This window comes from Bifidobacterium sp. ESL1130 (assembly GCF_058507935.1).
In genome coordinates, this window is the sequence record NZ_CP196379.1 from 1,035,064 (window position 1) to 1,048,248 (window position 13,185).

Here is a 13,185-nt window from a genome sequence, read left to right on the forward strand (position 1 = left end):
AACCTCGACAGGCACGCCACTATCCTAACGTGCGTGTAGCATGGAGGACTGTATCTGCCGCAATGACAGGTGCTATCTGGAGTCTTAGCCCATCAGTGGGTCGGCGGTTCGAAGGTCAGACGTGCAAGCGGATGTATTTGAACCGTTCGTGCTTCGGCACGATTGAAGCACTGGAGAGGCCCGGCTCAGCGTAGCTTCCGCAAGGTTGCTACGTTCCGTTCAGATAACGACAGAATAAAGGAATACAGAATGACTAACGTTCAGCGTTCTCGCCGTCAGGTGCGTCTTTCGCGCGCCCTCGGCATCGCACTGACCCCCAAGGCTCAGCGCATCTTCGAGAAGCGCCCGTATGCTCCTGGTGAGCACGGCCGCACCCGCCGCCGCACCGAATCCGATTATGCGGTTCGTCTGCGCGAAAAGCAGCGTCTGCGCGCCCAGTACGGTCTCTCCGAGAAGCAGCTTCGCGCCGCTTATGAGAAGGGTACCCACACCAAGGGTCAGACCGGCGACGCTATGCTCACCGATCTTGAGACCCGTCTCGACGCCCTGGTGCTGCGTGCAGGCATCGCCCGCACTACCGCTCAGGCACGTCAGTTCGTGGTGCACCGTCACATCATGGTCGACGGCAATGTGGTGGACCGTCCGTCCTACCGCGTCAAGCCCGGCCAGACCATTCAGGTCAAGCCCAAGAGCCAGACCACCGTTCCCTTCCAGATGGCTGCTGAGGGCGTGCACCGCGATGTGCTCCCCGCAGTTCCCGGTTACTTGGATGTGAACCTGGCTTCGCTCAAGGCAACGCTTACCCGCAAGCCGGAGACTTCTGAGATTCCGGTTGAGGTCAACATTCAGTACGTGGTCGAGTACTACGCTCGCTAAGGTCTGAATCCACCTAAAGTTTTAGGGACATACATACAAGTTGAGGCCCCGCGCTCGAATGAGTCGCGGGGTCTCAACTTATTCGCGCACCGCGTACGTCATGCAAATGCAGAAGGAGTGACGGTGGGGGAATCGGCCTGTTTCTTCGGCTGCACGCTGTCAAGACTCGAGACACGACATATAGTCTTGACAGTGCTAGGATTAGCAAGCCTACAGCCCGATGACGGACTCGACTAGCCAGCTGACCAACATCATGATGAACGAGCCGAGCACCGACACCCAGAAACCGCTGATCACCACTCCGGTGCCGAACAGGGCAAGCGCCAGCCATGATGCCAGGCACATGCACAGCCAGTTCACGACAAGCGAGCCGAAGCCGAACGTAAGGATAGAGAACGGCAGCGAGAACAACTGCATGACCGGCTTGATGGACGCGTTGATAAGTGCCGTGAACAGGGCAAACGCGGCCACGCCGACGATGGCGGGATGGCCGATCGGCCGCATGCCGGGGATGAGAGCCACCATCACTCCCGCAGCGATGGTGAGTACGAACCAGCGTGAAAGAAAACGTGTCATATTCGCCATTATTGCATATTCGCGCATACTCTCGCAGGCTTACGCTATGCGCGGCGAATGCAGCGTGAGATAATAGGCGTATGATGCTGCATGTACACTTGGTCCGCCACGGGCAGACCTATTTCAACCGTTACAACCGCCTGCAGGGGTGGTCAAACTCTCCGCTGACCGAAGACGGTCTGGCCGATGCCGACAAAGCTGCCGCCAAACTCTCAGATAGGACGTTTGCAGCGGCGTTCTGCTCGGATACCACACGTGCTCAGCAGACGGCCCTGCGTATTCTCGATGCAAATGAACAAGCAGGGCACCAGCGCCCCCAACTGATTGCCGACATGCACTTTCGCGAACAGTTCTACGGCTATTTTGAGGGTCAGGACATGAATTCGGCATGGTGGGCAGCCGGCGCACCACATGGCGCGAATACCTATAACAGCATCGTGGAACAGTATGGGCTCAAGGCCACCAGGGACTTTCTCAAAGAGGCTGACCCGTTCCACGACGCTGAATCAGACGATGAATACTGGGAACGAATAGAAGGCGGATTCGCACTCATTGCAGCAAATCCATCGTTGCATGATCATGATCACGTTCTCCTCATCTCGCACGGCAACACCTTGCTCAGTCTTATGCACCGGTTCGCGGGTCCAGGGTACGACCTGTCTCAACGGCCCGCGAATGGGAGCGTCACCGAGCTTGATTTCGACACGTCGGTGCCCTTCGCGCAAGCGGTGAGTGTTCGCCGTTACAACCTTTGAACGCGTCTGGGGCGTTGGATACCCTTAGGCACAGTATTGTGCGCAGCTCAGTGCAGGCGCACTGTGAGGTTCATGCCGAGAGAAGAGAGAGGCTCAAGATGAGTATCGGAGACATTGCAGGTCTGGTCGCCGCCATCGCGTTCACCGTGCTGGTCGGGTTCATGATCTACCCACTCATCCGTTTGGGCAAACTGTTCGACCAGCTTGCCCAAACCGTCAAGGATTCAGGTGAGCATGCCATTCCAGCACTTGATGAAGGCGTGTCCACTGTCAAGCAGGTCAACAAGTCGCTTGAGGACGTCAACCGCATTTCCGAGGCTGCCTCTACAACGGCAGACAACATCGGAGCGTTGACGGACTTGTACAGCTCCTTCTTAGGTAAGCCGATTATCAAAATCGCCTCTGCCGGGTATGCGCTGAAGTCAACCTTCAAGTCATTCATGAATGGCAAGGGCAACGCTTCAAGCAGATCCACCACAACCGTGTCGGTAAAGGAGCAGTAGATGTTCAAACGAATTTTCTGGGTGGCTCTGGGCATGGGCTTGGGAGTGGTCGCAGTCTCCAAGGCGCAGGCGTACGTTCGCGCCAACACTCCTGATGGGGCCAGACAGTTCATCTTGGGGCCGGATCAAGACAACGTGTCGGCACGAACGTTGAAGGGTCTGTTGGACGAATTCAATGCCACACGAGCCATGCGTGAGGATGAGCTCAACCGCAAGTACGAGGAGCGCACAGGCGAGTGATGAGCCGCCGAGTATCGCTCGTCGTTTTCTGATTTTACCGATTCGTGCAGGTACTGCACGTGGACATGACATATAACGGACGTGCTGTCAGGCACGCAATATAAGGAGCAATGCGAATGCGCACTTCGGAGATCGCCAACCGCTTCCAACGGTATTTCGAAAGCAAGGGCCATCTGGTGCTTCCTTCAGCCTCGCTGATTTCACCCAACCCGACCACGCTGTTCACCATAGCCGGCATGGTGCCCTTCATCCCGTACCTGCTCGGTGAGCAAACCCCGCCCTCAAAGCGCGTCACATCGAATCAAAAGTGCGTGCGCACCTTGGATATCGATGAGGTCGGTAAGACCACACGTCACGGCACGTTCTTCCAAATGCTCGGCAACTTCTCGTTCGGCGACTACTTCAAGGAAGAAGCCATTCACTATGCCTGGGAGCTGCTGACCAGCCCGCAAAGCGAAGGCGGATACGGCTTCGATCCAGACACCCTGTGGGTCACCACCTATACCGATGACGATGAGGCACGTAGCCTGTGGAAGAACGAGGGTTTCAACCCCGAGCACATGGAAATTCTCGGTATGGAGGACAACTTCTGGACCACTGGAGGCCCCGGTCCCGGCGGCCCGTGCTCCGAGATTTATGTGGATCGCGGCCCTGAATACGGCAAAGAAGGCGGCCCCAGCGCCGATGAGAACAGGTATATCGAAATCTGGGATTTGGTGTTCGAGAACTATGAAGTCGACAACGTCAAATCCAAGACCGACCTGCACATCGTAGGTGAGCTGCAGAACAAGAACATCGATACCGGTGCCGGCCTGGAGCGTCTGGCTTACCTCATGCAAGGCAAGCAGAACATCTACGAGACCGACGAGGTGTACCCGGTCATCGAGGCGGCCGAGAAGCTGTCGGGGCATCGTTACGGTGAGAACGAGTCGGACGATGTGCGCTTCCGTGTGGTTGCAGACCATGTGCGCTCGGCTTTGATGATCATGAGCGATGGTGTACGTCCGAGCAACGTGGGCCGAGGCTACGTCCTGCGCCGCCTGCTGCGCCGCACCGTGCGCTCCATGAAGATGCTCGGTGTTAATGACGCCGTGCTGCCCACGCTGTTCCCGGTTTCCAAAGATGCCATGGTGGCGAGCTACCCGGAGCTGAACGATGTGTTCCACGACGTGTCCGAGTCTGCCTATGGTGAGGAAGATGCATTCCGCCGCACGCTGGAAAACGGCACGACCATTCTCGACGTGGCTGTGAGCAAGGCCAAAGCTGACGGCAAATCAGTCTCCGGCGACGATGCCTTCACTCTGCACGATACCTATGGTTTCCCCATTGAGTTGACGCTTGAAATGGCCGGCGAACAAGGTGTGAGCGTGGATGAGGACGGCTTCAAAGCCTTGATGGCCGAGCAGAAGTCTCGTGCCCGTGCCGATGCGCTCAAGAAGCGTCACAATGTGGATCTGAGCGTCTATGACGACTTCAAGAAGACGTTGGCGCATCCCATAGAGTTCCTTGGATATAAGGAATACTCCAGCAAAGCAACTGTGTTGGGCATCGTCGATGCCAAGCAAGGCTTGGTGGAAAGCATCAGCGGCGCGGCGGAAGTGGAGGTCATCCTTGACCGCACACCGTTCTATGCGGAGCAAGGTGGACAGTTGGCAGATGAAGGCGAGATCGTCTCAGACAACGGAGCCGTGCTGGAAGTCGACGACGTGCAGAAGCCGATCAAGGACTTGATCGTGCACAGCTGCCGCATTACCGACGGCACGCTGCATGTCGGTGACACGGTCAATGCCAGCATCGACGTGGAACGCCGCAAGGCGCTGGGACGCTCCCACACCGCCACGCATGTGCTGCACAAGGTGATTCGCGAAGTGATGGGGGATCAGGCCACCCAGCGCGGCTCGTTGGTGGCACCGGATTACCTGCATTTCGACTTCCAGACGTCCGCAGCTCCCACCAAAGAACAGATTGCGCAGATTGAAGCGCGCGTGGTTGAGCGAGTGCAGGACGATCTACCGGTCACCATGGAGGAGATGGACTACCAGGATGCGCTCGACATGGGCGCCATGCATCTCTTCGGTGAGAAATATACCGACCGCGTGCGTGTGGCATCGATTGGAGAAGACGGTTGGAGCCGTGAACTGTGCGGTGGTACCCATCTGAACGCCACTGGCAAGATTGGCGAGTTCGTCATCACTTCCGAGTCGTCGGTCGGCTCCGGCGTGCGTCGTATCGAAGCCTACATGGGCAAGAAGGCCTATGAGTTCAATGCGAACACCCACACCACGCTCTCCAGCCTTGCCGATGCGCTCAACGTTCGCCCTGATGAGCTCAGTGCCCGCATTGAGGCTCTGATGGACAAGGGACGTGAAGCCGACCGCAAGCTGGCGCAAGTCTACGAGGCACAATTGGCCGCGACCGTGCCCGCACTTGTCGATGGGGCACAGCGTGCAGGCCAAACCATGCTGGTGGCTGCCAATGTGGGCAGCTTCGGCTCGTTCGAAGCATTGCGCAAGACGGTGCTCGACATCCGTTCTCGCATCGGTGACGACCAGCCCGCAGTAGTGGTGCTGGCCGGTGTCAGCGGCGAGGACAAGCCTATGCTGGCGGCAGCCACCAACGAGGCTGCACGCCAGGCAGGTCTCAAAGCCGGAGACTTGGTACGAGTGGCGGCCAAGACCCTCGGCGGTGGTGGCGGCGGCAAGCCTGACTTCGCCCAAGGTGGCGGAGCGGATGCTGCAAAGATTAATGAGGCTCTTGACGCTGTGCGCAGCACGGTGACGAAGGCCTGACGCATGGTATGGATCGGAGTGGATCTGGGGGAGGCTCGGGTCGGCATGGCGATGTCTGACCCCGAGCTCACCTTGGCGCACCCCGAGGATAACCTCTATGCGGGTGGGGACACGTTCCGAGTGTTGGACGACGTGGTCGATATGGTCATTGAACACCATGCCGAATGCGTTGTGGTGGGATTGCCGTTGCTGCTCAGCGGTGAAGAAGGCAAAAGCGCCAAGAAAGCTCGACGCTGGGCCGCCAATCTGGATAAACGTTTGCATATGGCTGCTGAGGATGGGCGTATTGCGTCAACCAGTCTGCCGCAAATCATTATGGAAGACGAACGCCTGACCACAGTGAGCGCACACCGCCAACTCAGCCAGACCGGGGTGAACAATCGTGATCACCGCCCCAAAGTCGATCGGCAGTCCGCAGTGTTGATTTTGCAGTCGGCAATGGATAGGCTGCGCCCCAGAAACGAGGCACAATGAGTGACGACTTTTATGACATCTTCGACGAGCAACCGTCGTGGGATGGTTCGACTGAGAACGATGCCGGATTCTCTCAGCCACCCATGCCTCCGAACGGTGATTTTTATCCCAATGATGACGATTACTCCCCTCGTATAAGCAGAAGGCAACGCCGTGAGATGGAGCAACGCCGTAATCGACGGCGTATGGTGATCGGCATCATCCTTGTGTTGGCATTGGTATTGTTGGTTGTCGGCGGGTATTGCGGTGCTCGTGCCGTCTCCGGAGCCATTGCCAAACGCAACGAGAACAGTAAAGTCGAAATCGATTATCCAGGCCCCGGTACGGGAGAAGTGCAATTCAACATCGATAGCGGCGAATCCGTCACCTCCATCGCCTCAAGGCTGCAAAAGCTCGATGTGGTGAAATCGGCGGATGCTTTCGCCAGTTCGGTGGGAGCCAATAACAGCACGCTATATCCCGGTTCCTATACGCTCAAGAAGCGTATGTCGAGCGCGCAGGCCGTCAACGTGCTTTCCGATCCCACCAAGGCGGGCGGCATCGTGCAGGTGCGTGCAGGGGAACGCATCAGTCAGGTATTTGCCGAAGCATCCGCAGTGTCCGGCATTGACCAGGCGCAATTCAGCGCGCTGAGCCAGGCAGGCGGAGATGGCATTCTTCCTCCTGAGGCCAACGGCAGTTTTGAAGGATGGTTCGAGCCCGGTTCCTACATCGTCAAAGGCAAGAAGAGCGCTGCCGAAGTGCTCAAACCCATGGTGGACAAGCGAATCGCCAAATTGGACGAGATGAAGGCGCCGACTGGAGCCGAACGCGAACGCATGCTGATTATTGCCTCAATCGCCGAATCTGAGGTGAATTCACAGGCTTACTACGGCAAGGTGTCTCGGGTCATCCTCAACCGGCTGAACATCAACATGCCGTTGGGCATGGATTCCACGGTCGCCTATGGAGCCGGAGTCAAACCGAACGCGCTGACCGACGCTATGCTCTCCGACAGTTCGAACCGGTACAACACACGCATCAACCGTGGTTTGCCGCCGACTCCCATCAGCAGCCCCGGAGACAACGCGCTTCAGGCGGCGATGAACCCTGAGCAGGGGGATTGGCTCTATTTCGTTACGACGAATCTGAAGACCGGCGAGACCAAGTTCACCAGCTCTGACACGGAGTTCATGAAGCTGCGAGACGAATACAAGCGGTCGAACGCCAACGCGAACTAATCCGTTCGCAGGTCTCGCCGCGCCAGCACGTATGGGGTGTCTTCGTAGGTATCCACCTGTATACAAGGCTTTATGAGAGTGCGATTGCCGCCATCGCTGCGATGACGATGACCGGTACGAACGGCACTTTGCGGGTGCCTGATGACATGCCTTCTTGGATTGGTTCGTTGGCACCGTCATCGGAATCGGCCGGTAATGGGTGGTGTGGTCGCTGAAGACGCGGCCACACCGCAATCCATAGGCATCCTACGAGTCCCATGGCCAACCACCACAGCAGGAACGTATCGAGTCCAAACAGCCCGACGGTGATGCCCATCATGCAGGAGCATGTTACATCCCCGAACCCCAGCGAACCGGGAGCGACGTAGGAAAGCAGGAACTGAATCGTTCCCGCCGCCAGACCATATGCTGCGGGCAGCAACACCAGGGACCAATCGCCGATCACAGTAGCGCGCATCGCGAGCGCCAGGAGTTGCAGACTGATGCCCGCCAATACCCATAGGCGCGGCACAGTGCGGCGGTTCAGGTCGTGCGCGCACAGGGCAAGTCCACAGAGCAAGCCAGGCAAGGCGAGTAGGTATGACATACCAGTAAGATAGTCATAGATACAGAGAATCGAACGGGGGAACACGTATGTTGCGTTGGCAGACAGCGGGGGAATCGCACGGACAGGCGCTTGTGGCCATGATTGAGGGCCTGCCGGCCGGTGTGGAGATAACCACGCAGGATGTGGTCGATGCGCTGGCTCGTCGCCGGCTCGGCTATGGGCGTGGGGCGAGAATGAAGTTTGAGCAGGATCAGGTGCGTCTGCTCACCGGCGTGCGGCATGGCCTGACGTTGGGTTCCCCGGTCGCCATCGAGATCGGCAACACGGAGTGGCCGAAGTGGACCGAGGTCATGAGCGCCGACCCGCTTGACCACGAGCTGCCGCCCACCGGACGCAATGAGCCGTTGACCCGGCCACGCCCCGGGCATGCCGATTTGACTGGTATGCGCAAATACGGCTTTGATGCGGCGCGCAATGTCTTGGAACGTTCCAGCGCCAGGGAGACCGCCTCTCGGGTCGCTTTGGGCGAGGTGGCGGCACACTTCCTTGAACAGGCTCTTGGCGTCCGCACCGTGGCTCACGTTGTCGCCTTGGGTGGCGAGAGTGTCTCTGCGGAAGCAAAGTTGCCGGTGCCGGAAGACTTGGAGGCTCTCGATGCTTCCCCGGTGCGTACGCTTGACAAAGATGCCGAAGCGCGCATGGTGGCGCGTATTGATGAAGCCAAGGCGCAGGCCGACACTTTGGGTGGCGTGGTGGAGGTCATCGCGTATGGAGTGCCCGCCGGATTGGGCACCTATGTGGAATCGGACCGCAGGCTGGACGCGGCATTGGCATCGGCATTGATGGGTATTCAGGCCATGAAGGGCGTGGAGATAGGCGACGGGTTCCTCGAAGCGGCGCGCCCCGGCTCTCAAGCCCATGATGAGATGATGCCAGGGGAAGATGGTCGTATAGAGCGATTGAGCAACCGTGCCGGAGGTATCGAAGGGGGCATGTCGAACGGTCAGCCCATTCGTGTGCGTGTGGCCATGAAGCCGATTCCTTCGATCCCCAAGGCCTTGCGCACAGTGGACACCACTACCGGTGAGGCTGCCAAAGCCATTAACCAGCGTTCCGACAGTACCGCTGTGCCGGCTGCCGCAGTAGTGGCAGAAGCGATGGTGCGTCTGACGTTGGCGCAGTTCGCGTTGGACAAGTTCGGTGGAGACAGTGTGGCCGAGATTCGCCGTAACGCTCAATCCTATCTCGATTCATGGAGCGAACACATGCGCTGATGCGCGTGATGGTCAGACAGTGGTAGAGGAGTCAGGCATGCAACCGTTAGCGGTGATCATCGGGATGCCCGGAGCTGGGAAAACGCGTGTGGGGCGCGAGGCCGCACATATGCTCGGTGTGGATTTCACCGATGCCGACCATGCCATCGAACGGCGTGAAGGCATGCCCATTCCCGCTTATTTCAAGCGTTATGGTGAACGCCGGTTCCGTGAGGTCGAAGAGCAGACCGTGACCGATCTGCTCGCTGAGAGAAGCGGTGTGGTGGCATTGGGTGGTGGCGCGCCCATGACCCCAGGCGTGCGCGATGAGCTGGAACGATATGTGCGGCGTGGCGGCAAACTCATCTACCTTGAGGCGGATAAAACCGAGGCCATGACCCGAGCCACCAAAGCGGGTGGTCGTCCCATGCTCAACGGTGATGCTCAAGCCAACTGGGAGAGGCTGTTTGAACAACGCGACCCGGTGTTCCGCACGATTGCTAATTGTACCGTCCGCACGCACGGTTCCACGCCGAGAGGCGCTGCGAGAAAGTTGAAGAACATGATAGAGACACGAATGGTACACGTCGACGGTGCAGGCATTGAGCCATATGATGTGAGCATTGGCGAGGGTGCAATGAACGCACTGGCTGACGCAGTGGGGCAGCATGCCTTGCGTGTGGCATTGATTCATACGGCAAGTGTGGGGCGGCACAGCGATTTGGCGCGTACTGCCTTGCGCCGGGCCGGGTACGAGGTGAGTGACATCGTCATTCCCGATGCCGAGGACGGCAAAACCATAGATGTGGCATCCAGTGTGTGGCAGCGGCTGGGGGCCACCGGCTTTACTCGTTCCGATGCCATCGTGGGGCTTGGCGGGGGAGCGGCCACCGATGTTGCTGGATTCATCGCCGCCACATGGATGCGTGGCATCCGTTACGTGAACTGTCCCACGTCGCTGCTGGCCATGGTAGATGCGTCAACAGGCGGTAAAACCGGCATCAACACCGCGGAAGGCAAGAACCTGGTAGGTTCGTTCTATACGCCCGCCGCTGTGCTGGCGGACACTCGCACACTGCAGACCCTGCCTGCGGATATTTTTACTGAGGGACTCGGGGAAGTGGCCAAGTCGGGCTTTATTCGCGATGGTGAGATTCTTAACATTCTCGAGGACCATGCCGCTGAACTGCGAGGTTTTGACGGTGCGTCGTTCTTGGGCTCGTCGCTTGAACCCGTGGTCGGTGAGCTGATCGAGCGCACCGTGAGAGTGAAAGCACATCATGTCTCCAGCGATCTGCGAGAGGCGGGACTGCGCGAATTCCTCAACTACGGGCACACGTTGGGCCATGCCATCGAGCAAATCGAGCACTTCCGTTGGCGTCATGGCAATGCTGTGGCGGTCGGTTGCGTATTCGCCGCCGAACTCTCAGGTCTGCTCGGCTATCTGGATGAGGATGAGGTGGCGCTGCACCGAAACCTTCTGCAATCTTTGGGGCTGCCGGTGCAGTGGGGCGGCGGTTCATGGAACCGTGTGCTCAAGCTCATGCATCGCGATAAGAAAACCCGGGGCAATACGCTGCGGTTTGTGGTGCTGCGGGGTCTTGGCGATCCCATGGTTGTCGAAGGTCCCCCCGAAGACATTCTTGAAGAAGCATTCCGTCGCATCCGTCCATAAGAGGTGTATATATGCAAAGAGTAATAGTGGTTAATGGCCCTAATCTAGGTCGTCTCGGTGTACGCGAGCCGGATATTTACGGCGATCAAAATCTGGACACCTTACGCCGCGACTGCGGGGAGTGGGGGCGCACGTTCGGTCTGGACGTGGAAGTGCGCCAGTCTGATGACGAAGCTGAAGTCATCGGGTGGATGCACCAGGCAGTGGATGAGGGCACGCCGGTGGTCATGAACCCGGCGGCATTCACCCATTACAGCTACGGTTTGGCGGACGCGGCGCACATGGTCACCGACGCAGGCCTGCCGCTGATGGAAGTGCATATCTCCAACCCTTCGGCCCGTGACACGTTCCGCAAGCACAGTGTGATCAGCCCCGTGGCCACTGGAACCATAACCGGTATGGGCTTCTTCGGGTACTATCTCGCTCTTGAGGCAGTGGCGCACCTCATGGCGGACGGCTCAGAGCGAAACGCCGAGTCGTAGAGACATGATAAATTGGAGTCCCATGGCAAGTAGCAATCACGATAATCCCAAAGCCCATGTAACCAAGCACATTTTTGTCACTGGTGGCGTCGTTTCATCCTTAGGTAAAGGTCTGACGGCTTCCTCGCTCGGACGCCTGCTGCGCAGCCGAGGCATCCACGTTCTGCAGCAAAAGCTCGATCCCTATATCAATGTGGATCCGGGAACCATGAACCCCTTCCAACATGGTGAGGTATACGTCACCGAAGATGGTGCTGAGACCGATCTGGACATCGGCCACTACGAGCGTTTCCTCGATGTGTTCCTGTCCCAGAAGGCCAATGTCACCACCGGTCAGATTTATCAGTCGGTGCTCGAAAAAGAGCGTGCCGGCAAGTATCTCGGCCAGTGCGTGCAGGTGATTCCGCACGTCACCAACGAGATCAAGAGCCGCATGCGTGCGCAGGCAGGCCCTGACGTCGACGTCATCATCACCGAAATCGGCGGTACCGTCGGAGACATCGAATCACAGCCCTTCATGGAAGCCGCACGTGAGGTGCGCCGCGAACTGGGGCCTGAGAACTGCATGTTCGTGCATGTCTCCCTGGTGCCGTACCTGCCGGCGGCTCACGAACTGAAAACCAAGCCCACCCAGCATTCGGTGATGAGCTTGCGCCAGCTCGGCATCACACCCGACGCACTGGTGCTGCGTAGCGACAGGCCGTTGGCGGATTCCATCAAAGACAAAATCGCGCTGATGTGCGACGTGGACGCTGAGGGCGTCGTCAACTGCGTGGATGCGGACTCCATCTACGACGTGCCGAAGATCCTGTTCAATGAAGGGCTCGACACATATGTGGTCCGTAAACTCAAGCTGGCCTTCCACGACGTGGATTGGGCAGAATGGGACGATTTGCTGGAGCGCGTGCACCACCCCAAGCATGAGGTGAACATCGCTGTGGTGGGCAAGTACATCGATCTGCCTGATGCCTACCTGTCGGTCATCGAGGCGGTGAAGGCCGGCGGTTTCGGCAACTGGGCCAAGGTTAATGTCAAACTGGTGGCTGCCGACCTGTGTGAGAGCGAAGCCGGCGCCGAAGCGGAACTGCGTGAGATGGACGGTATCGTCATCCCCGGCGGTTTCGGTATTCGAGGCATCGAAGGCAAGATTGGCGCCCTGCGGTATGCGCGTGAGCACAAGCTGCCGGCACTTGGCCTGTGCTTGGGATTGCAATCCATTGTCATCGAATATGCGCGCGATGTGCTGCACCTTGAGGATGCTGGTTCTTCTGAGTTCGAAACAGACTGCAAGAATCCGGTCATCGCCACCATGGAAGAGCAGAAGGACATCCTTGCCAACGGCGACATGGGGCACACCATGCGCTTGGGCTCCTACCCGGCGACGCTTGAGGAAGGCTCACTGGTTGCACAGCTGTACGGACGCACCGACGTTACCGAGCGTCATCGCCACCGCTACGAGGTGAACGTGGCTTACAAGGATCGTCTGCGCGAAGCCGGTCTGGTAATCAGTGGACAGAGCCCGGATGGTGAGCTTACCGAATTCGTCGAGCTGCCTCAGGACGTGCATCCCTTCTATGTGGGTACCCAAGCACATCCCGAGTTCAAGTCCCGTCCCACCAAGCCGCATCCGCTCTTCAAGGGTCTTGTCAAGGCGGCGCTCGACCATCAGGCAGCTCGCGAGAACGCGTGATGCAGTGAGTTGTGTTTGTGAAAAGTAACATGCAAAACGTGATGTATGTTACTTTTCGCTGACAGGGCGCTCACCACTTTGGCGCTTCCCCTCTGCTTCTGATAG

General features: G+C 58.3%; 13 protein-coding genes. 11 read left to right on the forward strand and 2 right to left on the reverse strand.

Translation table 11 applies throughout. The annotated features are described in order from the left end of the window. The first annotated feature begins 249 nt into the window (after positions 1-249). Positions 250-876 (forward strand): 30S ribosomal protein S4, encoded by a 627-nt coding sequence (rpsD, locus tag ACSYSO_RS03975; RefSeq protein WP_489760795.1) that lies wholly within the window; start codon positions 250-252, stop codon positions 874-876. Positions 877-1,086: 210 nt separating this feature from the next. Here rpsD and ACSYSO_RS03980 read toward each other — a convergent pair whose 3' ends face one another. After that, complete coding sequence (locus tag ACSYSO_RS03980) at positions 1,087-1,452, reverse strand: phage holin family protein (protein WP_489760796.1); 366 nt, start codon at positions 1,450-1,452, stop codon at positions 1,087-1,089. An 80-nt stretch (positions 1,453-1,532) separates the two neighbouring features. On the opposite strand from ACSYSO_RS03980, the gene ACSYSO_RS03985 reads away from it, so the two are divergent. The 6 genes from ACSYSO_RS03985 to mltG all read left to right on the forward strand — a co-directional run bounded on the left by ACSYSO_RS03985 (position 1,533) and on the right by mltG (position 7,433). Next, positions 1,533-2,207 (forward strand): histidine phosphatase family protein, encoded by a 675-nt coding sequence (locus ACSYSO_RS03985; RefSeq protein ID WP_489760797.1) that lies wholly within the window; start codon positions 1,533-1,535, stop codon positions 2,205-2,207. Between the two features lie 98 nt (positions 2,208-2,305). Continuing rightward, complete coding sequence (locus tag ACSYSO_RS03990; protein ID WP_489760798.1) at positions 2,306-2,710, forward strand: DUF948 domain-containing protein; 405 nt, start codon at positions 2,306-2,308, stop codon at positions 2,708-2,710. Continuing rightward, positions 2,711-2,950 carry a hypothetical protein gene (locus ACSYSO_RS03995; protein ID WP_489760799.1) on the forward strand — a complete coding sequence of 80 codons (240 nt, stop codon included), beginning with the start codon at positions 2,711-2,713 and terminating at the stop codon, positions 2,948-2,950. 116 nt (positions 2,951-3,066) lie between these two features. Then, on the forward strand, positions 3,067-5,739 hold the full coding sequence (alaS, locus tag ACSYSO_RS04000; RefSeq protein ID WP_489760800.1) for an alanine--tRNA ligase: 2,673 nt from the start codon (positions 3,067-3,069) through the stop codon (positions 5,737-5,739). Positions 5,740-5,742: 3 nt separating this feature from the next. Further along, complete coding sequence (gene ruvX / locus ACSYSO_RS04005; protein ID WP_489760801.1) at positions 5,743-6,213, forward strand: Holliday junction resolvase RuvX; 471 nt, start codon at positions 5,743-5,745, stop codon at positions 6,211-6,213. Beyond that, positions 6,210-7,433 (forward strand): endolytic transglycosylase MltG, encoded by a 1,224-nt coding sequence (gene mltG, locus ACSYSO_RS04010; protein ID WP_489760802.1) that lies wholly within the window; start codon positions 6,210-6,212, stop codon positions 7,431-7,433. Before ruvX ends, mltG begins: the two co-directional genes overlap by 4 nt. A 70-nt stretch (positions 7,434-7,503) precedes the next feature. Here mltG and ACSYSO_RS04015 read toward each other — a convergent pair whose 3' ends face one another. Beyond that, positions 7,504-8,019 carry a peptidase A24 gene (locus ACSYSO_RS04015; protein ID WP_489760803.1) on the reverse strand — a complete coding sequence of 172 codons (516 nt, stop codon included), beginning with the start codon at positions 8,017-8,019 and terminating at the stop codon, positions 7,504-7,506. 47 nt (positions 8,020-8,066) lie between these two features. Here ACSYSO_RS04015 and aroC point away from each other — a divergent pair, with 47 nt between their 5' ends. Genes aroC through pyrG form a run of 4 tightly spaced genes read left to right on the forward strand, consistent with a single transcriptional unit; the run spans position 8,067 to position 13,080 of the window. Next, on the forward strand, positions 8,067-9,254 hold the full coding sequence (aroC, locus tag ACSYSO_RS04020; RefSeq protein WP_491701525.1) for a chorismate synthase: 1,188 nt from the start codon (positions 8,067-8,069) through the stop codon (positions 9,252-9,254). 37 nt (positions 9,255-9,291) lie between these two features. After that, positions 9,292-10,908, forward strand: coding sequence for a bifunctional shikimate kinase/3-dehydroquinate synthase (locus ACSYSO_RS04025; RefSeq protein WP_491701526.1), 1,617 nt, complete (start codon positions 9,292-9,294; stop codon positions 10,906-10,908). An 11-nt stretch (positions 10,909-10,919) separates the two neighbouring features. Then, complete coding sequence (locus tag ACSYSO_RS04030; RefSeq protein WP_489798371.1) at positions 10,920-11,390, forward strand: type II 3-dehydroquinate dehydratase; 471 nt, start codon at positions 10,920-10,922, stop codon at positions 11,388-11,390. 22 nt (positions 11,391-11,412) lie between these two features. Further along, positions 11,413-13,080 (forward strand): CTP synthase, encoded by a 1,668-nt coding sequence (pyrG, locus tag ACSYSO_RS04035; RefSeq protein ID WP_489798369.1) that lies wholly within the window; start codon positions 11,413-11,415, stop codon positions 13,078-13,080. Positions 13,081-13,185: the final 105 nt, after the last annotated feature.